At 67.4% G+C, this 23,309-nt stretch carries 23 protein-coding genes; 12 read left to right on the forward strand and 11 right to left on the reverse strand.

The annotated features are described in order from the left end of the window. Positions 1 to 16: 16 nt before the first annotated feature. Entirely contained in the window at positions 17 to 2,617 is a 2,601-nt protein-coding gene (locus ABZ942_RS12295) for a bifunctional FO biosynthesis protein CofGH (protein ID WP_357381083.1), read from the reverse strand. A gap of 255 nt (positions 2,618 to 2,872) precedes the next feature. Here ABZ942_RS12295 and ABZ942_RS12300 point away from each other — a divergent pair, with 255 nt between their 5' ends. Continuing rightward, a complete protein-coding gene (locus tag ABZ942_RS12300; RefSeq protein WP_357381085.1) occupies positions 2,873 to 3,370 on the forward strand; it encodes a PH domain-containing protein in 498 nt (165 codons plus the stop codon). Continuing rightward, complete coding sequence (locus ABZ942_RS12305) at positions 3,367 to 4,929, forward strand: PH domain-containing protein (RefSeq protein WP_357381088.1); 1,563 nt, start codon at positions 3,367 to 3,369, stop codon at positions 4,927 to 4,929. Before ABZ942_RS12300 ends, ABZ942_RS12305 begins: the two co-directional genes overlap by 4 nt. Here the strand turns inward: ABZ942_RS12305 and ABZ942_RS12310 are convergent. The 6 genes from ABZ942_RS12310 to typA form a co-directional block, all read right to left on the reverse strand. Then, on the reverse strand, positions 4,926 to 5,324 hold the full coding sequence (locus ABZ942_RS12310) for a hypothetical protein (RefSeq protein WP_357381089.1): 399 nt from the start codon (positions 5,322 to 5,324) through the stop codon (positions 4,926 to 4,928). The two genes, ABZ942_RS12305 and ABZ942_RS12310, sit on opposite strands and share 4 nt — an antisense overlap. Before the next feature lie 29 nt (positions 5,325 to 5,353). Beyond that, positions 5,354 to 5,512 carry a hypothetical protein gene (locus ABZ942_RS12315; protein WP_357381091.1) on the reverse strand — a complete coding sequence of 53 codons (159 nt, stop codon included), beginning with the start codon at positions 5,510 to 5,512 and terminating at the stop codon, positions 5,354 to 5,356. Positions 5,513 to 5,557: 45 nt separating this feature from the next. Then, entirely contained in the window at positions 5,558 to 7,027 is a 1,470-nt protein-coding gene (locus ABZ942_RS12320; RefSeq protein ID WP_357381881.1) for an amino acid permease, read from the reverse strand. A gap of 179 nt (positions 7,028 to 7,206) precedes the next feature. After that, the gene (gene mshB, locus ABZ942_RS12325) at positions 7,207 to 8,082 is read right to left on the reverse strand and encodes an N-acetyl-1-D-myo-inositol-2-amino-2-deoxy-alpha-D-glucopyranoside deacetylase (RefSeq protein ID WP_357381883.1); all 876 of its coding nucleotides are present in this window, start codon (positions 8,080 to 8,082) and stop codon (positions 7,207 to 7,209) included. Continuing rightward, positions 8,079 to 9,878, reverse strand: a complete 1,800-nt coding sequence (locus ABZ942_RS12330; RefSeq protein ID WP_357381093.1) for an ABC transporter family substrate-binding protein — start codon at positions 9,876 to 9,878, stop codon at positions 8,079 to 8,081. Before ABZ942_RS12330 ends, mshB begins: the two co-directional genes overlap by 4 nt. A gap of 478 nt (positions 9,879 to 10,356) precedes the next feature. Then, positions 10,357 to 12,255 (reverse strand): translational GTPase TypA, encoded by a 1,899-nt coding sequence (typA, locus tag ABZ942_RS12335; protein ID WP_357381095.1) that lies wholly within the window; start codon positions 12,253 to 12,255, stop codon positions 10,357 to 10,359. 153 nt (positions 12,256 to 12,408) lie between these two features. Between typA and ABZ942_RS12340 the strand changes: the two genes are divergently transcribed. Then, a complete protein-coding gene (locus tag ABZ942_RS12340) occupies positions 12,409 to 12,585 on the forward strand; it encodes a hypothetical protein (protein WP_191093947.1) in 177 nt (58 codons plus the stop codon). 96 nt (positions 12,586 to 12,681) lie between these two features. Beyond that, on the forward strand, positions 12,682 to 12,978 hold the full coding sequence (locus tag ABZ942_RS12345; protein WP_357381098.1) for a 4a-hydroxytetrahydrobiopterin dehydratase: 297 nt from the start codon (positions 12,682 to 12,684) through the stop codon (positions 12,976 to 12,978). A gap of 3 nt (positions 12,979 to 12,981) precedes the next feature. On the opposite strand, the gene ABZ942_RS12350 is transcribed toward ABZ942_RS12345, so the two are convergent. Continuing rightward, positions 12,982 to 14,250 carry a mannosyltransferase gene (locus tag ABZ942_RS12350; RefSeq protein ID WP_357381100.1) on the reverse strand — a complete coding sequence of 423 codons (1,269 nt, stop codon included), beginning with the start codon at positions 14,248 to 14,250 and terminating at the stop codon, positions 12,982 to 12,984. A 291-nt stretch (positions 14,251 to 14,541) separates the two neighbouring features. Between ABZ942_RS12350 and ABZ942_RS12355 the strand changes: the two genes are divergently transcribed. Both ABZ942_RS12355 and ABZ942_RS12360 read left to right on the forward strand, forming a co-directional pair. Next, positions 14,542 to 15,327 (forward strand): hypothetical protein, encoded by a 786-nt coding sequence (locus tag ABZ942_RS12355; RefSeq protein WP_357381102.1) that lies wholly within the window; start codon positions 14,542 to 14,544, stop codon positions 15,325 to 15,327. A gap of 117 nt (positions 15,328 to 15,444) precedes the next feature. After that, positions 15,445 to 15,801: a hypothetical protein gene (locus ABZ942_RS12360; RefSeq protein ID WP_357381104.1), complete on the forward strand. Its 357-nt coding sequence runs from the start codon at positions 15,445 to 15,447 to the stop codon at positions 15,799 to 15,801. A gap of 7 nt (positions 15,802 to 15,808) precedes the next feature. Here the strand turns inward: ABZ942_RS12360 and ABZ942_RS12365 are convergent, their stop codons facing one another. From ABZ942_RS12365 to ABZ942_RS12375, 3 genes are all read right to left on the reverse strand, one after another. After that, positions 15,809 to 16,516: a DUF1906 domain-containing protein gene (locus tag ABZ942_RS12365; protein WP_357381106.1), complete on the reverse strand. Its 708-nt coding sequence runs from the start codon at positions 16,514 to 16,516 to the stop codon at positions 15,809 to 15,811. Positions 16,517 to 16,712: 196 nt separating this feature from the next. Beyond that, positions 16,713 to 17,864, reverse strand: coding sequence for a hypothetical protein (locus tag ABZ942_RS12370; protein WP_357381108.1), 1,152 nt, complete (start codon positions 17,862 to 17,864; stop codon positions 16,713 to 16,715). Between the two features lie 233 nt (positions 17,865 to 18,097). Continuing rightward, the gene (locus ABZ942_RS12375; RefSeq protein WP_357381110.1) at positions 18,098 to 18,754 is read right to left on the reverse strand and encodes a CHAP domain-containing protein; all 657 of its coding nucleotides are present in this window, start codon (positions 18,752 to 18,754) and stop codon (positions 18,098 to 18,100) included. A gap of 153 nt (positions 18,755 to 18,907) precedes the next feature. On the opposite strand from ABZ942_RS12375, the gene ABZ942_RS12380 reads away from it, so the two are divergent. The 6 genes from ABZ942_RS12380 (at position 18,908) to ABZ942_RS12405 (ending at position 23,246) form a co-directional block, all read left to right on the forward strand. Next, positions 18,908 to 19,159, forward strand: coding sequence for a type II toxin-antitoxin system VapB family antitoxin (locus ABZ942_RS12380; protein WP_357381112.1), 252 nt, complete (start codon positions 18,908 to 18,910; stop codon positions 19,157 to 19,159). Beyond that, a complete protein-coding gene (locus ABZ942_RS12385) occupies positions 19,156 to 19,548 on the forward strand; it encodes a type II toxin-antitoxin system VapC family toxin (RefSeq protein WP_357381114.1) in 393 nt (130 codons plus the stop codon). Before ABZ942_RS12380 ends, ABZ942_RS12385 begins: the two co-directional genes overlap by 4 nt. Before the next feature lie 105 nt (positions 19,549 to 19,653). After that, on the forward strand, positions 19,654 to 20,304 hold the full coding sequence (locus ABZ942_RS12390; protein WP_357381885.1) for an ABC transporter permease: 651 nt from the start codon (positions 19,654 to 19,656) through the stop codon (positions 20,302 to 20,304). After that, positions 20,297 to 21,496: an ATP-binding cassette domain-containing protein gene (locus tag ABZ942_RS12395; protein ID WP_357381116.1), complete on the forward strand. Its 1,200-nt coding sequence runs from the start codon at positions 20,297 to 20,299 to the stop codon at positions 21,494 to 21,496. The genes ABZ942_RS12390 and ABZ942_RS12395 overlap by 8 nt, the downstream gene beginning before the upstream one ends. Continuing rightward, positions 21,493 to 22,275, forward strand: coding sequence for an ABC transporter permease subunit (locus tag ABZ942_RS12400; protein WP_357381118.1), 783 nt, complete (start codon positions 21,493 to 21,495; stop codon positions 22,273 to 22,275). The genes ABZ942_RS12395 and ABZ942_RS12400 overlap by 4 nt, the downstream gene beginning before the upstream one ends. Beyond that, positions 22,272 to 23,246: a glycine betaine ABC transporter substrate-binding protein gene (locus ABZ942_RS12405; protein ID WP_357381119.1), complete on the forward strand. Its 975-nt coding sequence runs from the start codon at positions 22,272 to 22,274 to the stop codon at positions 23,244 to 23,246. The genes ABZ942_RS12400 and ABZ942_RS12405 overlap by 4 nt, the downstream gene beginning before the upstream one ends. The last annotated feature ends 63 nt before the right edge of the window (positions 23,247 to 23,309 follow it).

Here is a 23,309-nt window from a genome sequence, read left to right on the forward strand (position 1 = left end):
GTCCTGCTCGACCGAATCACCCGACCGGCAAGTGCAGCGCGGGAACCCGGTGCTGCGGAACGCCGTACGTGGTGGTCCGTTCGCGGGCCGGGCGGCCGATGCCCGCGGCGATATCCACCAGCTCCGCGACGGTCTTGGCCGAGCCGTGCTGCGAACCGGCCATCCGGGAGATGGTCTCCTCCATCAACGTGCCGCCGAGGTCGTTGGCGCCGCTGTTGAGCATCACCCTGGTGCCGACGGTGCCGAGCTTCACCCAGCTGGTCTGGATGTTGTCGATCCGGCCGTGCAGCATGATCCGCGACAGCGCGTGCGCGGCCTGGTTGTCCCGGTTCGTCGGGCCGGGCCTGGCAGCGCCCGCCAGGTACAGCGGCGCGCTCTGATGCACGAACGGCAGCAGCACGAATTCCGTGAAACCGCCTGTCTCGTCCTGGATTCCGCGCAGTACGCGCAGGTGCCCGACCCAGTGCTTCGGGTTGTCCACGTGGCCGTACATCATGGTCGAGCTGGAACGCAGGCCGATCTGATGCGCGGTGGTGATCACCTCGATCCACGCCGAGGTCGGCAGCTTGCCCTTGGTGAGCACCCAGCGCACCTCGTCATCGAGGATCTCGGCGGCGGTGCCCGGGATGGTGTCCAGGCCCGCTTCCTTCAGCGCGACCAGCCAGTCGCGAATGCTCTGCCCGCCGCGCGAGGCGCCGTTGACGATCTCCATCGGGCTGAAGGCGTGCACGTGCATGGACGGCACCCGCTGTTTCACCGCACGCACGATGTCGGCGTAACCGGTGACCGGCAGGTCGGGGTCGATGCCGCCCTGCATGCAGACCTCGGTGGCGCCGTCGACGTGCGCCTCCCAAGCCCGATCCGCGACCTCGTCCATGCTCAGCGTGAACGCGTCGGCGTCGCCCTTGCGCTGCGCGAACGCGCAGAAGCGGCAGCCGGTGTAGCAGATGTTGGTGAAGTTGATGTTCCGGTTCACCACGTAGGTGACGTCGTCACCGACGGTGTCACGACGCAGTTGATCGGCCAGCGCGGCCACTGCCTCCAGGTTCGCACCGTCGGCCGTGGCCAGCGCGAGATATTCGGCGTCCGACAGTGCCGCCGGGTCGCGCTCGGCGGCCTTCAGCGCGGCGAGCACCTCGGAGTCGAGCCGTTCCGGCGCGACGACCGCGAGATCGCGGGCCTGTTCGCGGATGGTGTCCCAATCGCCGAAGGCGCCGACCACGTCCTGGCCGATCGCGGAATCGCTGCGGCTCTCGGTGTTACGGCCCTCGGTGTCGATGGCGGTGTTGAGGTCGACGCGTCCGGCGGATTCCCAGGACTGGTCCGGTTCCTGCCAGGGCAGGCCGACCGGCATCGCGTCCGGGTTCGCCAGACCGGTGACCGGATCGCTGAGCGCGGCGACGTGCACGCCGATCCGCGGGTCGATCCACGGGCTGCCCGCGCGCACATACTTCGGATGCGCGGAGGTCCGCTCGACCAACTGGTATCCGGCCTTCTCAGTGATCTCGCGCAGCGTGTCCAGGTTCGGCCACGGCCGCTCCGGGTTCACGTGGTCGACCGTCACCGGCGACACGCCACCCCAGTCGTCGATGCCCGCATCGATGAGCGCCAGGCAGTCTTCGTGCGACACCAGGTTCGGCGGCGCCTGCACCGGCACGTCCGGGCCGAGCAGCAGCCTGGTCACCGCGATGGTGGCCAGGAACTCCTCGATGCCCGCGTCGGGGACATCGCGCATGGCGGTGTCGTCCTTGGCCCGGAAGTTCTGGATGATCACTTCCTGGATGTGCCCGAAAGCCTTGTGCTGCTTGCGAATCGCCATGATCGACTCGGCGCGCTCGGTCAGCGTCTCACCGATGCCGACCAGCAGGCCGGTGGTGTACGGAACCGACAGCCGGCCCGCATCGGTGATCGCGCGCAGCCGGACCGCGGGGTCCTTGTCCGGGCTGCCGTAGTGGCAGGCGCCCTTCTCGGTGAACAACCTGGTCGCGGTGGTCTCCAGCATCATGCCCATCGACTGCGCGACCGGCTTGAGCCGGGAGATCTCCTCCCACGACATCACACCCGGATTCAGGTGTGGCAGCAGACCGGTCTCCTCGAGCACCAGGATCGACACGGCGCGCAGGTAGTCCAGGGTGGAGTCATAGCCGCGCTCGTCGAGCCACTGCGCGGCCTCCGGCCAGCGATCCTCGGGGCGGTCGCCGAGCGTGAACAAGGCTTCCTTGCAGCCGAGCGCGGCGCCGCGGCGAGCGATGTCCAGGACCTCGTCGGGTTCCAGGAACATGCCCTTGCCCTCGGCGCGCAGCTTGCCCGGCACCGTCACGAAGGTGCAGTAGTGGCATTTGTCACGACAGAGTCGGGTCAGCGGGATGAAGACGTTGCGCGAGTAGCTGATGGTCTTCGGCCGTCCCGCCGACTCCAGGCCCGCGTCACGCACTCTGGCGGCGCTGTGACTCAGATCTTTCAGGTCGTCGCCGGTCGCATGCAGCAGCACCGCGGCTTCGTCCACGTTCAACGTGACACCGTCGCGGGCTCGTCGCAGGGCCCTACGCATAGCCGAGGGGGAAGGGGGTGCAGCGGGAACGCTCGGGTTCGGCAGTTCAGTCACGTCCTCGATCATGCGCTAACCATCCGGACCTGTCTCCTTCCGATGCTGATGAGTGAGCGTAGCGACCAGAACCCACCGGGCGCGGGACGCCGCGTTCACCACGGCACCCTGTGACAGCGAGGCGCCATGTGAGCGTTGACAACTGCGCGAAGCTCGGTGCTATTCCATCGGCGCCCGCCGAAATCGGTTGTGCGTGGTCACCGGGCTGCGCCGCGCCGCGCACCATCGGCGGCCCACCGGGCCGAACTTCATGGAACCATGGCAGGCATGTCGCAGCCGCGCACGATCATGGCCGATCCGGCCTGGCGCCCCAGTCCGAAGGCGAAACTCTTGTGGACCATCCAGGCCGCCCTGGTCTGGGTGGTTCCGTTCGCGACGCAGCTCGTCTGGGCAGTGCTCGACTCCGGCAATCGGGGATGGCAGCTCACGGTGTTCCTGGTGACGCTGCTGCTCGCCGGAGTGAATATCGGCGTGGTGCCGTGGTGGCGGTATGCGGTGCACCGGTGGGAGGTCACCGAGGAGGCCGTGTACACCCGGGTCGGCTGGCTCACCCAGGAGAGCCGGGTAGCGCCGATCTCGCGGGTGCAGACCGTCGATACCGAACGCGGGCCGTTGGAGCGGCTGCTCGGGCTCGCCACGGTGACCGTGACGACCGCCTCGTCCGCAGGCGCGGTGCAGATTTCCGAGCTCGACCTCCCGGTCGCCGAGGAGACGGTGATCCGGCTGACCCGGATCGCCGCGCAGCATCGGGGCGACGCGACATGACATCGGCGGAGACCGTCGCGCCGGAGACCGATCAACCGTGGTCGCGGCTGGACAAGCGAATGTTGTTGGTACATCCGGTCACCGAGGTGGTGAAGTTCATTCCGGTGCTGATCGGGTCGGTGATCCTCGGCACCAGCAGCGGCAATCACGTGTGGAGCATCATCCCGCTGGCGTTGATCGTCGGGTTCGCGCTCACCCGCTGGTTCACCACCACCTATCGGGTCGGGCCGACCCACGTCGAGCTGCGCACCGGGCTGGTGCAGCGCAAGAAACTCGCGGTGCCGCGGTCCCGGATCCGGTCGGTGGACATCGAGGCGGACCTGCTGCACCGGCTGCTCGGGCTCGCGGTCTTGGCCATCGGCACTGGGCAGCAAGCTGATTCGGGTGAGAAGTTCAAATTGGATGCGCTCGACGCGCGCCTGGTGCCCGAGCTGCGGGCCGCGCTGCTCGCCCACACCGGTAGCGCGCCGCAAGACGCTGCCGGACAACCTGTTTCGCTCGACAAGTCGACCGCCGAGAGTCAGGATGCGCTGCCCGGTCGCGAGATCGCGCATTGGGATCCGGGCTGGGTTCGGTACGCCCCATTGTCTTTGACGGGTTTCGCGATCATCGCGCCGATCGTCGGTCTGGCGTTCCAGTACGGCGTCGGCCAGGTGCTGTTCCGCTCGGACGCGGTGCAGCGGGTGGAGAACGGCGGCGCGGCACTGATCGCCATCGGCACCGCCGGGTTGCTCGTGGTGATCGTGCTCATCGTCAGCCTGGCCGCCTGTGCGCGTTATCTGACAACGTATTTCGGCTTGCGCGTCATCGATGACGGCCGCACGCTGCACCTGCGACACGGCCTGTTCACCACCCGCCAGATCACCCTGGATCTGGCGCGCTTCCGCGGCGCGACGGTGAACGAGCCACTGCTGCTGCGCCTGGCCGGTGCCGCCGAACTAGAAGCCATCATGGTCGGCGCGAGCCCGCGTCAGAAGATTCTCCCGCAGGCGCCGCGCACCGCCATCGAGCACACGCTGAGCCACCTGCTCGCCCCGAACGAGTTCCAGGACAGGGTGATTGCCCCGCCGGGCGCGGGTCCGAGCCCCGGCAGCGCACCGCTGATCGCGCACGGTCCGATCGCCCGCCGCAGGCGGCACACCCGGACGCTGGCGCCCATTGCCGTGGCCGCACTCGTCATGCTGGTCACTTCGGTTGCGGGCGCGAACTTTTCGCCGTGGTGGTGGCTGCTGCCCGTGCTGTTGGTTCCGGTCGCGGTCGCGCTGGCCGAAGACCGCTATCGCGGCCTCGGCCATACCGTGCTGCCCGAAACCGCCACCAGCCCGCGCTGGCTGATCACCCGATCCGGCTCACTCGGCCGCGATCGCGACTGCCTGGAGGCGCCAGGCGTGATCGGCTGGACCGTCCGGCAATCGTTCTTCCAGCGCCGGGCCGGCGTCGCCACCGTGGTCGCGGCGTCCGCCGCGGGCAAGAAGCGCTATCACGTGCTCGATATCCCGCTCGACGAAGCCTGGGCCCTCATCGACGCGGTGACACCGGGCCAGCTCGGCGGCCGCTAACGCCTGCTGAACAACCCGGAATTGACGCGAATGTAGATGTACACCAGCGGCGGCACCAGACCACAGAACAGCAAAAGCACGGTGCGCCAGTCGCTTGCGAGCATGATGTCCCCGCCGGGGCCGGTGCTCGCGCAGATCAGGAACCCGAAAGTCCAAGCGGCCAGCGGCAAGAACATCGCCGCCACCCGCGGCGACACGGCGCGGACACCGAGCACGAGCAGGATGTTCACCACACCGGCCAGCACACCCGACAGCGGAAACGCGGTCGCGCCGAAGTAGGTCGGCAGATACAGCACTTCCAGAGCCAGCGTGATGAAGGCATCGATCACCAGAATCACGAGGATGAGCGGCGCCAGCCAGGGCGCCACCGGAACGGGCGACTCCCGATATGTCACGGGCACCTGATTGCCGCCGACAGCCGCCCTCACGGCACCGGGGGGAAGCCGAGGAGGGTCAGCAGGTGACTCTGCATGTCGACGAACCCGTACAGCACCGACAGGTACAGCTCGTGCTGGGCCTGCCAGTTCGGCTTCATGCTCTCCACGAACGCAACGATCGCGTCCTGGACCGACCAGTTGTACATGCGAGCGAGTCTATTCCGACGCCGCGGACGCCGGGGCCCGCATGATCACTTCTCGCCGTCGATCGGGATGTTGGCGACCACCGGGAACTCGCCCGTGTAACCCATCCGCTCCTCGGCGATGGACAGCACCCGCTTGCGCGCCACCAGCCAGCCGACGATCAGCATCGGAATGATCAACACCAGCGAGGCGACGGTCCAGGTGCCCACCGGGTAGTCGAAGCCGGTCAGCACCACCACGAAGAACAGGAACACCAGCGTGAGCAGCCCGGTATAGGGCGCGCCGAACATCCGGAACGACGGCCGCTCCGCCTTGCCCTGCTTGGACCAGCGCCACAGCTGCAGCTGGCACAGCACGATGGTGGCCCAGGAGGCGACGATGCCGAGCGAGGCCAGGTTCAGCACGATCTCGAAGGCCCGGTCCGGCACCACGCCGTTGAGCGCGATGCCGACCAGCGCGATCAGGCTGGTCAGCAGGATGCCGCCGTAGGGAACGCCGTTGCGGCCCATCACGCCGGTGAACTTCGGCGCGCTGCCGTTCATCGACATCGACCGCAGGATGCGCCCGGTCGAATACAGCCCGGCGTTGAGGCTGGAGAACGCGGCGGTGAGCACGACCAGGTTCATCACGCTGCCGATGCCGGGCACGCCGAGCATGGTGAAGAAGGTGACGAACGGGCTCTCCTTGGCGGTGTACGCCGTGTACGGCAGCAGCAGGCCGAGCAGCACCAGCGAGCCGACGTAGAAGATCGCGATGCGGGCGATCACCGAGTTGATCGCGCGCGGCATGATCTTCGCCGGGTTCTCCGTCTCGCCCGCCGCCGTGCCGACCAATTCGACCGCGGCGTACGCGAACACGACACCGGAGACCACGACGACCAGCGGCAGCACCCCGGTCGGGAACAGCCCGCCGCTGTCGGCGATCACACTCGGCCCGGTCGGGTTGCCCTGCACGGTGAATCGGCCGATCAGGAAGATGGTGCCGACGATCAGGAAGGCGCTCAGCGCGAACACCTTCACCAGCGCGGCCCAGAACTCCATTTCGCCGAACCACTTCACCGAGATCAGGTTGATGCTGAGCACCAGGACCAGCGCGATGAGCGCGAGCAGCCACTGCGGGATGCTGCTGAACCCGGACCAGTAGTGGAAGTACTGGGCGATCGCGGTGGTGTCGGCGATGCCGGTCATCGACCAGTTGAGGAAGTACATCCAGCCGGCCACGAACGCGGCCTTCTCGCCGAAGAATTCGCGGGCGTAGGAGACGAACGACCCGGACGACGGCCGGTGCAGCACGAGTTCACCGAGCGCGCGCAGGATGAGGAACGCGAAGAATCCGCAGACGCCGTAGACCAGGAACAGGCCAGGTCCCGCGTTGGCGAGCCTGCCGCCCGCGCCGAGGAACAGGCCGGTGCCGATGGCGCCACCGATGGCGATCATCTGCAGCTGCCGCGGTTTGAGACTCTTGTGGTAGCCCTCGTCCTCGAGGCTGAGGTGAGCCTTGTCGCCGACCGCCGTCATGAACCGCTTCGCCCTCCACATCGATGAATTCGAGATCACGGGAACGGTACCCGGCGAAAGATTTCGGTGGAACAGCAACCCTCAAGCTACGAATATTCGCAGCTCAGGGCACATTCGAAGAATACGCCGGAATGCGACAGGAAGTGCGGAAGACTAGCCGCACCATCGATAGAAGTTCGTCATTCGAGGCCCGCGAGCAGATCATGTTCGCGGGCATCCGAACCGACCGGTCCCCTCTGACCACGGACAAGGACGAAGCACTCCTCCGGCAGTACCGGCTGAGCAACATTGTTGGAGAGCGCGAATTCGCGCCCGGACGGCGCCACCGTGAGCTGGGTGGCGTGCGCCCGCAGCGCGGCACGTTTGGCGGCGAGCGCGTCGGACACGTCGATGGTGGTGGTCACGGTGCGGCTCGGCACGCTCGCGAGTTCGCCCTCGGCGGGCAACCGCCAGCCCTGCGGCAACCGGCCGGGCAAACCGTCGACCGTGCGCTTGGCCAGCGCGGCCGTGTGCTGGCGCAGCATGTCTGCGTCGGTGACCGTCCAGTAGAACTTCGGCGTGTCCCAGCCGCGCTCGGCGGCGGAATGCACTGCCGCCGTGGTGATCTGGTGTGCTCGAATGTGATCGGGGTGGCCGTAGCCGCCGTTCGGGTCGTACGTGATCACCACTCGCGGCCGCAGTTCCAGCATCACCTCGGTCAACGCGTCAACCGCCGCATCACCCGACTTCACGAACACCCCCGGCTTCTGCGCCGCCGGGGTGCCCGCCATGCCGGAGTCGCGCCAGTGGCCCGCGCCGCCGAGGAAGCGCGGCGGCGCAGCATCCAGCGCCTGCAATGCTCGGGTCAGCTCGAGGATGCGGTAGCCGCCGAGTTGATCGGCGCGATCCGCGGTGAGCTGGGCCCACTCGTCCCCGATCACCTCGCCCTCTTCACCGAGGGTGCAGGTCACCACGGTCACCGGCACGCCGCGGCGGCGGTAGTGCGCGATGGTGCCGCCGGTGGTGATGGATTCATCGTCCGGGTGCGCGTGCACCAGCAGTAGGCCGCCGGTCATTGGATCTTGCGCCACTGTCCGGCGTCACCGAAGATCCCGACCTGGATGCTGCCGCTGAGCGACGCACCATCGACTCGGGGACCGGCCGCGGCGACGACGTTGTCCTGCACGATCGGCAACACCGTGGCCAACTCCCACAGCTTGGGCTCGGCCTCGGCGAGCACCCGGCCGGTATCGATGCCGCGCAGCGCCTCGTCCATCGGCACCTGCAGGGCGGGGTCACACACGCCGGACAGGTTGGCGGGTGCGCGGCGCGCCGGATCCGAGCTCGGCTGCGCGGTGCCGGTGGCACCGGTGCCCGTGCCGGGTTCCGGTGGCGGGCAACCGTATCGGGAGGCGAGCACGATGGCCGGATCGGAGCCCGCCCGCTCCCAGCCGACGATCGCATCGATCGTGCCCTCGACGAGCTCGCGCCCGTACAGCTGATCGGCGGAGACACTGCGCACCGTGGCATCGATTCCGGCACTGCGCAATTGGTCGGCGGCGGTGTTGGCGACGGCGATGGCGGTGGCGTCGCCCTCGACCGCCCCGATCCGAATCGTCAGGGATTTACCGTTTTTCGCGACCGGACGCGGCGTCGGAGCCGGCGACGTCGGCGAATTGACCGGTGGCGGCTCCGGCGCACGGCCATACCCGGCCTCGGCGAGCAAGGCGAAGGATTCCTCGGCGGGCGGCCGGGGCGGCGAGGTCGGCGCATAGCCCGGGTCGGACGGCGAAAGTATCTGTGCGCGAGCCGGTTCCACCCAACCGCCGGTCTGTGCGCCGACCGTCGCGAGCAGCGCCGGATCGAGCAGCGCGAGCACCGCGCGGCGGACCCGAATATCGCTGACCGGCCCGGTCCGGCCGTTGAGCGCCAGCTGCAGCACCCGCGACTGCGGCATGATCGCCGTACGCACCGACGGAATAGCGGCCAACTGCGCCTGAGTCGCGACACCACCGTGCACCAGCGTCATCTGGGCATCGTTGGTACGCAACGACTCCGCCAGCTCCGCGGGAGTCCCACCGCGGCGCAACTGGATCTCGTCCGGTGCGGCAGGCGTGCCCCAGAAGCGGGCATTGCGCTCGAGCAGGATTTCCTCGCGACCGCGGTCGATGTTCTTGATCGCGAATTGTGCGCCGGACACCCGGATGCTCTTCACCCAGCCGTCCTGGAACCCGCCGGGCGAATCCTTCATCAGGTGGGAGGGCAGCAGGTTGGTGAACAGCTGGCGCCACGCCGGGAAGGGTTCGCGCATCTTCACGGTCACCACCTTGCCGCCGCCGGCGGAACCGATGTCGGTGATCAACCGGTAACCGGCCGAGTCGACCACGCCCGGCTGCGAAATCATCTGCTGCCAGAGGAATTGGAAGTCCTCTGCGGCGATCGGCGCACCGTCGGACCAGTTCGCCTCGTTGCGCAGCGTGTAGGTAATGGTGAACGGATCCTGCGGGGTGGCCGCCTCGGGCGCGGTGGTGTCGGCCGTGGCGATCAGGGAGGTGTCCGGCACCCAGTCGGTGGCGCCGGGCGCCACCGGGCTCGGCACCGGCCGGAACGGGCTCGGCAGCACCATCGAACTCAACGCGGCGGTGGCCGGTGACTGGTCAGCGCGCAGATGCGGATTGAAGCCGATGCCGATGGTGTCGATCGCGACGACCACGGTGCTCTTGCCCGGCTTGGCAGGCAAGGTCTTCGGGCTGTCCGTGGTCTCGATCGGCGGTGGCGGATTGGCGGTACACCCGGCGAACACCGTCAACGACGCCGCAACGATCAGTCCGAGCACCCGCCAGGTAGCACGCCGATTCGACCGCGGGCTCACGCTGCGCACGCTACCGCGTCGACCGACGGCGGCAGCGCCGCCGAGGGCGACAACGTCGGCCGCTCCATGCCATTCCCTGCGCCCTCTTTCACGGTTGCGGACTCTACCGCACCCACCTGACGGAATCCTGCCCATACCGAGGGGGTGGTAGCGCCACAATGCGGGCCGAGATGACGCTCGTCAATTGCGTGAACAGAACGCTCGGGCAAACGGCCGGCATTCCCGCCGAAAAGGGCTGTCGGCGTTCGGATCGGCGCCCGCGCTTCGACCAGAACGCTTGCCTGTCAGCAGCATTCGCCACCGATGCCGCCCGCCTGATTAGCGCGGGAATCCGGCGCACATCTCCATTCATGTGCTATTCACCCCGAGCCGACGCCCTAAATTCCCGGTAATTCGAACCCCGGCCTGCGGCGGTATGAATTCCGATAGCAAACGGGATTCCAGCGCGGACGCCGGAATCCCGTTGCGGTCGAAACGATCAGAGAGCGGCGCGGTCCCGTGCCTTGCGGCGGGACAGTTCGCGACCACGCTCGGTCGCGCCCAGGATCACCTTGCGCACCCGGACCACCTCCGGCGTGACCTCGACGCACTCGTCATCGGCACAGAACTCCATCGCGGCTTCCAGGTCGAGCTGCAACGGCTTGGCCAGCGTCTCGAACACGTCGGCGGTCGCGCTGCGCATGTTGGTCAGCTTCTTCTCGCGCGTCACGTTGATGTCGAGATCCTCGGCGCGCGGGTTGATCCCGACCACCATGCCCTCGTAGGTGTCCGCGCCCGGTTCGACGAAGAACTGGCCGCGATCGGCAAGCTGGATCATCGCGAACGGAGTCACCGAACCGGCCCGGTCGGAGACCAGCGCACCGGTGTGGCGGGCCCGGATCTCGCCGGCCCACGGCGCGTAACCGTGCGAGACCGCGTTGGCGATGCCGGTGCCGCGGGTGTCGGTGAGGAAGTCGGTGCGGAAACCGATCAGGCCGCGCGAGGGGACGATGAACTCCATCCGCACCCAGCCCGCGCTGTGGTTGGCCATCTGCACCATCTTGCCCTTGCGGGCGGCCAGCAGCTGGGTGACCGCACCGAGGTACTCGTCGGGGCAGTCGACGGTCAGCTCTTCGTACGGCTCGTGCACCTTGCCGTCGACCAGCTTGGTGACCACCTGCGGCTTGCCGACGGTCAGCTCGAAGCCCTCGCGGCGCATCTGCTCGACCAGGATGGCCAGCGCCAGCTCACCACGACCCTGCACCTCCCAGGCGTCCGGGCGGCCGATGTCGAGCACGCGCAGCGACACGTTGCCGACCAGTTCCTGATCGAGGCGCGACTTCACCATGCGGGCGGTGAGCTTGTGCCCCTGCACCCGGCCGACCAGCGGCGAGGTGTTGGTGCCGATGGTCACCGAGATGGCGGGCTCGTCGACGCTGATGCGGGGCAGCGCGACCGGGTTGTCGATGTCGGCGAGGGTATCGCCGATCATGATCTCCGGGATGCCCGCGATGGCGACGATGTCACCGGCCTCGGCGACCTCGCCCGGCTGACGCTCGACGCCGATGGTCTGCAGCAGCTCGGTGATCTTCACCTGCTTGACGCCGTCGCCGTGCATCCACGCGACGTTCGCGCCCTTGCGCAGCTGGCCGCTGTAGATGCGGACCAGCGCGAGGCGGCCCAGGAACGCGGAGGCGTCGAGGTTGGTGACGTGCGCCTGCAGCGGTCCGGCCGGATCGCCCTTGGGCGCCGGGATGTTGTTGAGCAGCACGTCGAACAGTGCGTCCAGGTTCTCCGCGTCCGGCTCGTGCCCGTTCTCCGGGCGCTCCTTGGACGCCTTGCCCGCGCGGCCCGAGGCGTAGAGCACCGGCAGGTCGAGCGCGAGCTCGGCCGCCTCGGCGGCGGAGTCGTCCAGATCGGAGGCCAGGTCGAGCAGCAGGTCGTGGCTTTCCTCGACGACCTCCTCGATCCGGGCGTCGGGCCGGTCGGTCTTGTTGACCACCAAGATCACCGGCAGCGACGCGGCAAGTGCCTTACGCAGCACGAACCGGGTCTGCGGCAGTGGGCCCTCGGAGGCGTCCACCAGCAGCACGACACCGTCGACCATGGAGAGGCCGCGTTCGACCTCACCACCGAAGTCGGCGTGGCCTGGGGTATCGATCACGTTGATGACGGTGACGGAACCGTCCGCGTGGTGCTTATGCACCGCGGTGTTCTTGGCGAGAATGGTGATGCCCTTCTCGCGCTCCAGGTCACCGGAGTCCATCACCCGATCGACGAGCTCGGCTCGCTCGGCGAAGGCGCCGGACTGGCGGAGCATGGCGTCGACCAGCGTCGTCTTACCGTGGTCGACGTGGGCCACGATGGCAACGTTGCGAAAATCGCGCGCAGACGACACGCTGAATCCTCCTGCTGTTAGGTGTAGGTACCGGCCGACCCCTGCAAACAGGTGGAGAATCGAAACTCACCGGGCATTGCGGCCATATACACCCTACCTGTGTTCGGGTCACCCCTACGCGTCAGGCACGCAACTAAGGGTATGCTAACCGACATGGGCAAGGTCAAGGCTAAGCAGGTTTCGCGTCTGAAACCGAAGAAGAAGTGCTGTCGCAAAAAGACGCGCTGCGTGAAATGCCCTGTGGTCATTATGCGTATGAAGAAGTGTGAAGCCGCAGGCATCTGCGGCAAGGACCTGAAAAAAGCGCTCAAGCAGGCGCGCGCCGCCTGACCTTTTCGACCCGCCGGGCAGCCCGCGAACCGCGTTGCGCCCAACCGATCCGGCAATGACGGACATCACTATCCCGGTAGGAGTAGAACCGGGGTTATGAGTGCCCCGTTGCTGACCGAAACCGAACTCACCGAGTCACTGACCGACCTGCCGGACTGGACCAGGGACGGCGATGTGCTGTCCCGCACCGTGCAGGCGCCCACCTTCCTCGCGGGCATCGAGCTCGTCCGGCAGGTGGCCGAGGCGGCCGAGGCCGCGAATCATCATCCCGACATCGATATCCGCTGGCGCAAGGTCAGCTTCGCGCTGTCCACCCATGATTCCGGCGGTCTCACCGCACTGGACGTCGAGCTGGCCCGCAAGATCGATCAGCTGGCGGCGCGACTCGGCTGACCGCTAGGCGGCGCGCGCCGGGCCCTCGGTGGGCACGCGCGCCGCCTGCTCCGGCTCGGACTTCTTACGCCGACCGGATCGGATCACCCAGACGAAGAACACCAGCGAGCCGATCACGTCCACGGTGCCCAGCCAGGCCAGCACCGCGGGTCGCGGAATGGTCCAGATGGAATCCTGGAAGAACGACAGCACCCACGGGATCCCGATCAGCGTGTTGACCAACCAGTAGCCCGCGATGATCTTGGCCCCCGGCGCCCGCCGCAGCGGCCCGTAGAGCAACCACAGCACCGTCGGCAGCAGCCAGACCCAGTGATGCGACCAGGAGATGGGCGAGACGAGCAGCCCGAACAGCTGCACCATGATCAGCGTGCCCATCCGGTCGTCCGGCTCGAGCACCCGCCAGGCGAAGAACGCCAGCACCGCGACCACCAGCACCCCGGCCAGCCACCACGGTCCGGATTGCACGTCGTAGCCGAGGATTCGGCTCAGCGCACCGCGCAGCGACTGGTTCCACACCGAGCCGACCGGACCGATCCGGTCGGCGTCGCCGAGCAGGGTGCCGAAGTACCGTCGCGCCTCGTGCGGCGCGATCAGGAAGCTGATCCCGACCGTCGCGCCGAACACCACCGCCGACCACACCGCCGCCAGCCAACGCCGCCGGGCGACGAAGTACAGGCCGCTGATCGCAGGGGTCAGTTTGATCCCGGCGATGACGCCGATCAGCCCGCCGGACAGCCACCAGCGCGAGCTGCGCACCGCGATCATCGCGCCGAGCACCAGGAAGACATTGACCTGGCCGTAGTCGATCGTGGTCCGCACCGGTTCCATCCACATGCCGAGCGCGGTCCAGCCGACGGTCGCGGCCTGCCAGCCCGGCTCGCTCGCCCGCTCCGCGCCGAGGATCAACTCCAGCGCGATGCGCACGACGACATAGAGCGCGGCGACCGTGGCCAGCAACCAGCCGACGGCGACGGCAGTGAACGGCAGATAGTGCAGCGGGAAGAAAACCAGCGCCGCGAACGGTGGATAGGTGAACGGCAGCGGGAAGTCCGGCGTCTTCTCCGCGTAGGTGAAGTCGTAGAGCTTGTCGGTGAGCAGCGACGCCGATCCGTCCACGTACACGTGGAGGTCGACGACGTTGATCCCGTTCTTGTTCAAGAACATCCAGAGCAGCCTGGCCAGAATGGACAGACCGAGTGCCGAGACAGCCCATCGGAGTTGACGGTTCAAATCGCAGGCTTTCGACTCGGGTGCGGTGCGTCGGCCCGACACCCGGCGATGCGAGTGTTCGGCGACAAGAACGGACGGCTCCGACTACATTAACCGCAGCGCCGATCCCGGTCGTCGCGCCCTCGTATCCCCAGCCGAATCACTGATAACATTTGCATCACCTTTCACACCAGTAACACCTGATGCGCGCTACCGTCTGATAACACTGATCGTCCGCAACACCAGTAGGGCGACGCAGCTGTACACATAGCCGCGTTATCCCTAGAGTGACCCCCGAAACGATGGCTTTTCAGCATCGGCCCAGATGTACCCGAGGTAAGGACGGCTAGACCAGTGCTTCGCACCCGAGGATCGCGGATTGCATTGTCGGCACTCGCCATCGCGGCGACTGCCACGCTTGCCGCGCCGACGACAGCAGTCGCGGCGCCCGCGCCCGCGCCTGCGGCGACCCCGAACACCGTGCCGATGGTCCCGGAGGGTGTGCCGATCGACGCCCTGGCCGCCCTGGCCCCCGCCATCGTCGGCTCGATCGCCGGCCCCGCCGATATCGCGGCAGGCCCGCAGTCGGCCATCCTCGATCAGGCCCGCAAGCTGCTCGCGACGCTGAACCTGCCGCCGCAGATCAAGTCCACGCTGGAGCGGATCATCACCTTCCTGGACGGCAGCGGTGGCGGTGGCCCCGAGCTGCCGCAGGAGGGCCCGGTCATCGCGCAGTTCCTCTACCCGACCATCGGCAAGGGCTGCATCGGCCCGTCCGCCGACTCGATCGGCACCGCGCTCGCGGTCGCGGGCCCGGCCCAGCTGCCGCCGCCCGGACCCAAGGCCGGTCAGGCCGGGTTCGTATTCACCGCGCTCGGCACCAAAGCGCCGACGGAGGTACAGAATCCGCCGATGACGGTGCAGTGGATGAACCTGGACACCCGTCAGGGCGGCCTGCTGCCGCTGACCGACGAAGCCAAGATCAACCCGGGCGGCCCGGCCACCCTGTCCGCGATCGCCGACACCGGTTCCGGCCGGGTCGTCGCGGTCATCTCCGGCTCGCTGACCACCAAGGCAGACGACGCCGACCCGCGCACCTGCTCATTCCTGCCGACGCTCGGATTCTTCACCGTCGCATAGGTTTAAGTCGAAGGCGGCGCCCTCCGGGGTCGCCGCCTTTGTCGTCTTTACGACATCACCTCTGCGAAACGCCGCGATGACGGATGCCGGGACAGCGAATGTGGTAGACCGCTAACTATGGCGATCGAACATTCGAATCGGCCCGGCCGCTCCATCCGGAGTAAGCACTCGCACCGATCGATACTGTCCTTCCGATCCGAGGGCTCGATCCTGTCCATCGGGTCGGCTTACTCGATCCTCTCGATCGGCAGCGTCGGTTCGGTGTTGTCGATCGGCTCGGTCGGCTCGTTCGGGTCGGCCATCTCCTCGTTCTCGTTCACCAGCCTCGGTTCGGCGTTCTCCGGCCTGTCCCGCTGGTCGCTGTTCTCCTGGCTCGGCGATCACGAAGCACCGGACAGCCGCCCGACTTTACGGGTGGTGCCGGACGAGGAACCCGATCTGCGCGACGCGCCGCTGAGCCACTCGCAGACCTAGCCTCGGCTCACCACTGCCCATATTCGGCGGCGAGTGCGTGATTGAGATCGATGCCGATGCCGTCGAGCGAGCGCTTGTCGATCTCGAACTGGTGCAGGTGCGCGGCGGGATTGATAACACCGTTGGAGCCCCAATTGTGTTGCCAGTACCAGGAACCCAGGCCGGCGGCGCGGGCCAGGTCGATGGTGGGGGCGTTGGCGTACATGCCGGTGTTCTCCTTGCCGAGCACCGACTGCCAGCCGAGCAGGTAGGGCGCGATCATGCTGGCGAATTCGACCGCGGTCGGGTTGTCATCGATGGCGGCGTAGATCGGCACGCCCTCGGGACCGCCCGCGGCGAGGTGTAGGTCGAGTCCGCGCTGCGCGTGTTTCTTGCCCGCCTCCAATCCGCCGCGCCAATCCGCTGTCGGTCCCTTGCCGAACTGGTAGCAGGACACGATCTGCAGGTTCGCCTCGTGCAACTGGTCGACCTCGTTGGCGCGCAGCGGCTTGCCCGCCATCCATTCCGCGCCGGGCCGCCGGTCGGAGACGTACCGGATCACGCCGAGATGCCCGGCGTCCTTGATCGCCTCGGCCGAGGGCACGCCGCCCGCGTAATCGACCAGGGTGCCGAAAGTGCCTGCGGCGGCGGGTTTCGCGGAAACTGTCAGGCCGATCGCGGCCGCCGCGGCGGCATAGCCGAATAGCTCACGCCGAGACACAGCATTGGAACGCATCGTAGGACTCCTTCGCGCAACCCCGACTATGGATGGCAGCGTGCCCGGCGCACCTTCCCCATACATTCAGCGCGCGCCGGGAGCCTCGAACGTGTACTTATTTCACCATATTCACATGGGAACCGCTAGACCCACGGGATACACCCTTTCACATTGGTCACACGCGTTGATGTGCCGATGCGACTGCCGAGCCCGACTAGGCCTGGTCCGAAGTCCTCGGAGAGGTCGCGGAACCGATGCGGGCTGCCACGTCGATGGTCCGACCGGAACTGTCGGCGAGCTCTTTGCGCACGACACCCGCGACCTGGGCGATCACCTGCTTCTTGATGCCCGCGAGCGCGCCGAGCGTCGCCGCACGCACGCCGTGCGCCTTGAATTCCAGCCGGATGTCGTCCGGGTCGGGCGGCGGCACATCGATGACCACGAGCAACGGGTCGGCGGCGCGCGCGGTCAACACCAACGGGACCTCGACGTCGGCACGGTAGCGGTTGGCCTTCAGCACATCCACGGTGATGTCGAGGCTGACCGGCAGCGTCAGATCGAAAGACCGTGGCGTGTCGGTCTTGTCGTCCAGTTGCGGCACCCGGACACTGCCCCGCACGGTGACGGTCGCCGATTTACCCGGCCCGGTCTTCAGCGGGCCGATCTCGATCGGCCGTCCGGCCATCCGCTCGACCACATCGAAAACGCGCTCGCGCGTCACGATGCGCGAGAAGAACCGGTGCCCGAATTCGTCGTAGCCGATCCAGTCGAACTCCGCCTGCTCCCGATGCGTGGACTTGGTGCCGTTCACGATGGCCTCGACATCGAAGACGCGGCTGCGACGGGCCTGCGGATCGGCGAGCATGGCGTTCACCCGGGACGCGACCTCGCGTTGCACCAGGCCGGCGATCGGGTCGAGCAGCATCTCGCCCGCCGCGTCCATCGCCTGGGCGCGCAGCACGAAGCTGACGTCGCGCTGGGTGATCGGCGGGATGTCGATGACGATCAGTAATGGGTCGGCGGTGCGCGCGTGCAGGGTCAGGTCGATTTCGACGCGGGCTTCCAGCCGCAATTTCTTGCCGCCGAGCATCACCTTCAGCGCCAGCGACACCGGCACGGTGACCTCGAACGTGACGTGTGGTCCGCTGTGCAGCACCTTGGGCGTGCCGACCTTGCCCTCCGCGACGAAACCCGCGAGGCCGGCCGGGCCGAGCGAGAACGGGCCGATCGTCATGCCGCGTCCGGCCATCCCGGACACCGCGGCCTCGATCCGATCCTTCGTCACCGCGTGCGTGACGAAGCGTTCCCCGAAGTCGGCGTAGTCGATCCACGCGGGATCGCTATTCGGTGCGTCGGTCGACTGCATCAGATGTTCCGGAACCCTCACCGCTCGATGGACACCCGACACGGTACGCGACCGACATTGCCCGGAACTTGCTCGAGTCTGAACCCGAGATCCCCGTCCTGCCGATGAGGGGGAGGCAGGGCGGGGATCGGCGACGGCGCTGCCGGGCGCCGTCACTATCCATCGTAGGGCTAACGCGCGCGCCCGACGGACGTGCGCACCCACCAACCACCGCCGTTAGCCGTCCATACATCTCACAGTCGGCCGAATCCGACGATTCCCGGCACCTCGGCCAGCGCGAATGTGTGGATGCTCACCTCGCCGAACTCATTGCCGCCGATGGTCGTCACGGCGCCCGCGCCGGACTTCAGCACGATGTTCGTGTGCTGGCCGAACGGACTGGTGTTGTCGTACATCAGCACGTCACCGGTGCGCGGCTGGTAGCTGCCGACCGGGGCGAAGCGGCCCGCGCTCGCGTAGTACTCCTGCAGCGTGTACACGCCGGGGATCCGCCACGAGCCCGAGTTCGGGTTCGCCAGCGGCGCACCCGACTCGCGCATCACCCAGCTCACGAAGTCCGCGCACCACGGTTCGCTCGCTCCTTCGGCGTATTTGGCGCCCGCGCCTGGATCGCGGAATTCCCGCCTCGTCACCGCCACCACCTCGGCCTGCGTCGGGTCGAGCATCGAACTGTCGACCGCAGGGAACTCGGTGCCGCGCTGCCCGACGATCGCCGCCGGGTTCGAATGGTCTTGCCACCAGCGGACTCCCACCACCCCGGTCACCGCGAGCGCGAGCACGACCAGTCCCACCGCGAGCCACGGGCCCGCACGCCTACCCGACCGGCCGTGCCGAGCGCCGTCCGTGCGTTGACGGACCCGATGCGCGGCTCTGACCTGCTGCTCCGACATCTCTCCCCCGGTTTGTTTGTGATCGCGACCGTCTTGGTCCTTGCTGAATTGGACGAACGAACCGCTCGAACGGTTCCCGTCGAAAAACCATTTCCCCCCCTCACCGACCACTCAGGTAGAGTTCTACCATCCCGGTCCAGGAGGGTAGAGGCCATGGGCTTGAATATAAAAAATGAGAAGGTGCACGCCTTGGTGCGTGAGGCAGCGGAGCGGACGGGGATGTCCCAAACCAGCGTTGTCGAGGAGGCACTGAAACGCATGTTGAAAGAACTGGACGCCGAGCAGCAGACTCGGCTCGAAGATCTCCGGCTGATCGTGGCCGATATTCACACGATCATGAGGGAGTCCGGGCAACCGCCGTTGACCACCGACGATCTCTACGATGATGAGGGGCTGCCCGCATGATCGTCGACGCGTCTGCCCTGCTCGCCATCCTCAACGAGGAACCCGAATCCGACTCGTTCACCGAGATTTTGGGATCGACCCACAGCATTGCGATGTCGGTCGTCAACCATTTCGAGGTGTCGATCAAGGTCGACCGGCATCCGAACCCGGTGCTCGCCCGGCGCACAGACCAACTGATGGAAAGCGCACAGATCGAGCTTGTTCCGGTCTCGCTCGAGCAGGCCGTCATCGCCCGAGCCGCGTATCGCGATTTCGGCAAGGGCAGCGGGCATCAGGCCAAGCTCAATCTCGGCGACTGCTTCGCCTATGCACTCGCCACCGTTAGGAAAAAGCCGCTGCTCTACAAGGGCAACGACTTCGTACACACCGATATCAGATCTGCGGTCTGACCTCGGAGCTCGATTCCGGGCGGCGGCGCACCGCCCGGAATACCGTCCGGGCGAGGCGAATCCGCGCTACCCTCCCAGGACACCGGGCGACGGGGAGGTACGACCCTGGACACGCTGTGGACTTTCGTAGTGCACCGGCGACATCAGCTGCTCATCGACTCCTACCTGCATGTGTCGGCGGTGTTGCAATCGGTGCTGATCGCGACGATCGTCGCGGTGCTGATCGGAATACTGGTGCACCGCAGCCCGCTCGGCTCGTCGATCTCGACGGCCGTCGCCAGTGCCATTCTCACGGTGCCGTCGTTCGCGCTGCTCGGCCTGCTGATTCCGATCCTCGGTCTCGGCGTCGCGCCGACGGTCACCGCGCTGGTGCTCTACGCGCTGCTGCCGATCCTGCGTAACACGATCATCGGGCTGTCCTCGGTGGATCCCGCGGTGACCGACGCGGCCCGCGGCGTCGGCATGAATCGACTGCGGGTACTCACCGCCATCGAACTCCCGCTCGCCTGGCCCGCCATCCTGGCCGGCATCCGCGTCAGCACGCAGCTGATCATGGGCATTCTCGCCATCGCCGCGTACGCCAAAGGACCGGGACTCGGCAACCTCATCTTCTCCGGGCTGGCCCGGCTCGGCAGCCCGAACGCGGTGCCGCAGGCCCTGGTGGGCACGGTGCTGATCGTCGTACTAGCGCTCGTACTGGACGGGATCTACGTCCTCGTCGGACGCCTCACCACCTCGAGGGGAATCCGTGACTGACACCGAAACCCGTTCCGGCGGCATCGAATCGGCGGTGTCCGGCGAGGAGATCGTGCTCGACGCGGTCACCAAACGCTATCCGGGCCAGCGCGATCCGGCCGTCGACGAGGTGTCGATGACCATCCCGGCGGGCGAAATCGTGGTACTCGTCGGGCCTTCCGGCTGCGGCAAGACCACCACCATGCGGATGATCAACCGGCTGATCGAGCCGACCTCGGGCACCATCACCATCGGCGGGCGCGACGCCGCGTCGATGAATCCGGACCAGCTGCGCCGCGGCATCGGCTACTCGATCCAGCAGGCCGGACTGTTCCCGCACATGACGGTCGCCAAGAACGTCGCGACGGTGCCCGGCCTGATCGGCTGGGACCGGAAGCAGATCGCCGCCCGCACCGACGAGATGCTGGACCTGGTCGGCCTCGACCCGGACACCTATCGCGACCGCTACCCGCGCCAGCTGTCCGGCGGCCAGCAGCAACGCGTCGGCGTTGCCCGCGCGCTCGCCGCCGACCCGCCGGTGCTGCTGATGGACGAGCCGTTCGGCGCGGTCGATCCGATCACCCGCGGCCTGCTGCAGGACGAATTGCTGCGACTACAAGGCGAATTGGGCAAGACCATCGTCTTCGTCACGCACGACTTCACCGAGGCGGTCAAGCTCGGCGACCGAATCGCGGTGCTGGGCAACCAGTCCCGCATCCTGCAGTACGACACCCCGGCGGCGATCCTCGCCGATCCCGCGGACGAGACCGTCGCGGGCTTCGTCGGCGCGGACGCCTCGCTCAAGCAGCTCACGCTCACCCGGGTGAGCGATGTCGAAATGCGCCGATGCCCGACCGCCGTGCAGGACGAACCGGTCGATACGCTGCGGACCGCGCTGGCCGGGCAGGACTGGCCGTGGGCACTGGTGCTCGACCAGCAGCGGCGGCCGCTGCGCTGGGTCTCGGCCGATCACCTCGCGCACGCGAACTCGTTGCGCGGCACCGGAACACCGATCGGCGAGCCGCTGTCGCTGCGATCGACGCTGCAGGACGCGCTGGAGGCGTTGCTCGCCGACCAGACGGCGAACGCGGTCGTCACCGGCAAGCGCGGCGAATACGTCGGGCTGATCACCATCGACACCCTCGTCGCGCACCTGTCGGCGATGCGCGCCGAACACGGATCCGGCCATCCCGCGGCGGGTGACGCGCCGTGACGGCGGCCATCGGCACACCGCCCGCGACTTCCTCGCCCGCGGCCCAGCGGCGGGCCGAGCGGATCCGGCTGTTCGTCCAGCCGGTGGTCGTGCTGCTGCTCACCGCGGGTGTGCTGGTGTGGGCCTTCGCCAGGGACCTGACCATCACCCAGCAGGCCAGCCTCAACACGCACAACATCGTGACCGTCACCTGGCAGCACATCCTGATCTCGGCGACCGTCGTGCTGATCGTCATCGTCATCGCGGTGCCGCTCGGCACGGTGCTCACCCGGCCCGGATATCGCCGTCTGGCACCGCTTTTCGTCGGCATCGCCAATATCGGCGCGGCCGCACCGGCCATCGGCCTGATCGTGCTGTTCTACCTCGCCACCCGCACCACCGGCTTCTGGATCGGCGTCGCGCCGATCGCGTTCTATTCGCTGCTTCCGGTGCTGCGCAACACGATCCTCGGCTACCAGCAGGTGGATCAGACGCTCACCGATGCCGGACGCGGACAGGGTATGTCGGCGCTGACGGTGTTGCGCCGCATCGAGTTTCCCCTTGCCGTGCCCTACATCCTGGCCGGCCTGCGTACCTCGCTGGTGCTGGCGGTCGGCACCGCGACACTGTCTTTCCTGGTGAGCGCGGGCGGTCTCGGCATCCTGATCGACACCGGCTACAAGCTGCGCGACAACGTCACCCTCGTCGTCGGCGCGGTGCTCGCGGTCGCACTCGCGCTACTGGTCGACTGGCTCGGCGCACTCGCGGAGCAGTTCCTCGGGCCGAGGGGGCTGAAATGAACCGGCGGTGGCGCGGTGTGGCGCTGGCGGCCGGGATAATGCTGGTGGCGGCGTGCGGGTTGGAATCCGGTGGCGCGGTGCCCCTTCGGGTGAGCCCGGGCAGCATCGGCCCGGTTCCCGAACTCGACGGTGTCCGAATCATCGTGGGGTCCAAGGACTTCACCGAGCAGAACATCCTCGGCTACATCATCGAGTTCGCCATGTCGGCCGCCGGAGCGCAGGTGCGCGACCTGACGAACATCCAGGGCTCCAACAGTCTTCGCGACGCCCAGCTGCACGGTCAGATCGACGTCGCCTACGACTACACCGGTACCGGCTGGGTCAACTACCTCGGCAAAGAGACCCCCGTCCCGGACGAGGTAGGACAGTTCAACGCCGTGCGCGACGCCGACCTCGCCGCGCACGGCATGGTGTGGGCGGACATGGCGCCGATGAACAACACCTACGCGCTGGTGATGAGCCCGGCCACCGCGCAGGAGACCGGCGTGCGGACGCTGTCGGACTACGCCGCGCTGATCGAGAAGGACCCGGCCGCCGCGGCCACCTGCGTCGGCACCGAATTCAATGTGCGCCAGGACGGTTACCCCGGCATGGCCCGCAAATACAACATCGATGTCGGCAAGGTGCACAAGCAGATCGTCCAGGATGCTGTGGTCTACCAGGCCACCGCCGACGCCAAGCAGTGCAAGTTCGGCTCGGTCGCCACTACCGACGGCCGCATCCCGGCGTTGAATCTGGTACTGCTGCAAGACGATCAGCGCTTCTTCCCGAAATACAATGCGGCAGTGGTGATGCGCAAGTCGTTCGCCGACGCGCATCCGCAGGTCGCCACTATTTTGGATCCGATCTCGCAACGGCTCACCAACGAGGCCGTCACCGAGCTGAACCGCTTGGTCGACCTCGAGGGCAAAGAGCCCGCCGACGTCGCCCGCGACTGGATGGTCGCCCAGGGGTTCGTCACCGCTCGTTGACCCGGTGCAGTACAACGGTTTTCGCTGGCCGAGGTGCGCGACATAGGCCGCGCACCCTCGCCC

The organism is Nocardia sp. NPDC046473 (assembly GCF_040645995.1).
Lineage (GTDB): Bacteria > Actinomycetota > Actinomycetes > Mycobacteriales > Mycobacteriaceae > Nocardia.

Bases quoted from the DNA above. Each gene is read 5' to 3' on its own strand.
- ABZ942_RS12295 (WP_357381083.1), bottom strand. From the start codon at position 2,617: ATGATCGAGGACGTGACTGAACTGCCGAACCCGAGCGTTCCCGCTGCA.
- ABZ942_RS12300 (WP_357381085.1), top strand. From the start codon at position 2,873: ATGTCGCAGCCGCGCACGATCATGGCCGATCCGGCCTGGCGCCCCAGT.
- ABZ942_RS12305 (WP_357381088.1), top strand. From the start codon at position 3,367: ATGACATCGGCGGAGACCGTCGCGCCGGAGACCGATCAACCGTGGTCG.
- ABZ942_RS12315 (WP_357381091.1), bottom strand. From the start codon at position 5,512: ATGTACAACTGGTCGGTCCAGGACGCGATCGTTGCGTTCGTGGAGAGC.
- ABZ942_RS12320 (WP_357381881.1), bottom strand. From the start codon at position 7,027: ATGACGGCGGTCGGCGACAAGGCTCACCTCAGCCTCGAGGACGAGGGC.
- mshB (WP_357381883.1), bottom strand. From the start codon at position 8,082: ATGACCGGCGGCCTACTGCTGGTGCACGCGCACCCGGACGATGAATCC.
- ABZ942_RS12340 (WP_191093947.1), top strand. From the start codon at position 12,409: ATGGGCAAGGTCAAGGCTAAGCAGGTTTCGCGTCTGAAACCGAAGAAG.
- ABZ942_RS12345 (WP_357381098.1), top strand. From the start codon at position 12,682: ATGAGTGCCCCGTTGCTGACCGAAACCGAACTCACCGAGTCACTGACC.
- ABZ942_RS12360 (WP_357381104.1), top strand. From the start codon at position 15,445: ATGGCGATCGAACATTCGAATCGGCCCGGCCGCTCCATCCGGAGTAAG.
- ABZ942_RS12365 (WP_357381106.1), bottom strand. From the start codon at position 16,516: ATGCGTTCCAATGCTGTGTCTCGGCGTGAGCTATTCGGCTATGCCGCC.
- ABZ942_RS12370 (WP_357381108.1), bottom strand. From the start codon at position 17,864: ATGCAGTCGACCGACGCACCGAATAGCGATCCCGCGTGGATCGACTAC.
- ABZ942_RS12375 (WP_357381110.1), bottom strand. From the start codon at position 18,754: ATGTCGGAGCAGCAGGTCAGAGCCGCGCATCGGGTCCGTCAACGCACG.
- ABZ942_RS12380 (WP_357381112.1), top strand. From the start codon at position 18,908: ATGGGCTTGAATATAAAAAATGAGAAGGTGCACGCCTTGGTGCGTGAG.
- ABZ942_RS12385 (WP_357381114.1), top strand. From the start codon at position 19,156: ATGATCGTCGACGCGTCTGCCCTGCTCGCCATCCTCAACGAGGAACCC.
- ABZ942_RS12405 (WP_357381119.1), top strand. From the start codon at position 22,272: ATGAACCGGCGGTGGCGCGGTGTGGCGCTGGCGGCCGGGATAATGCTG.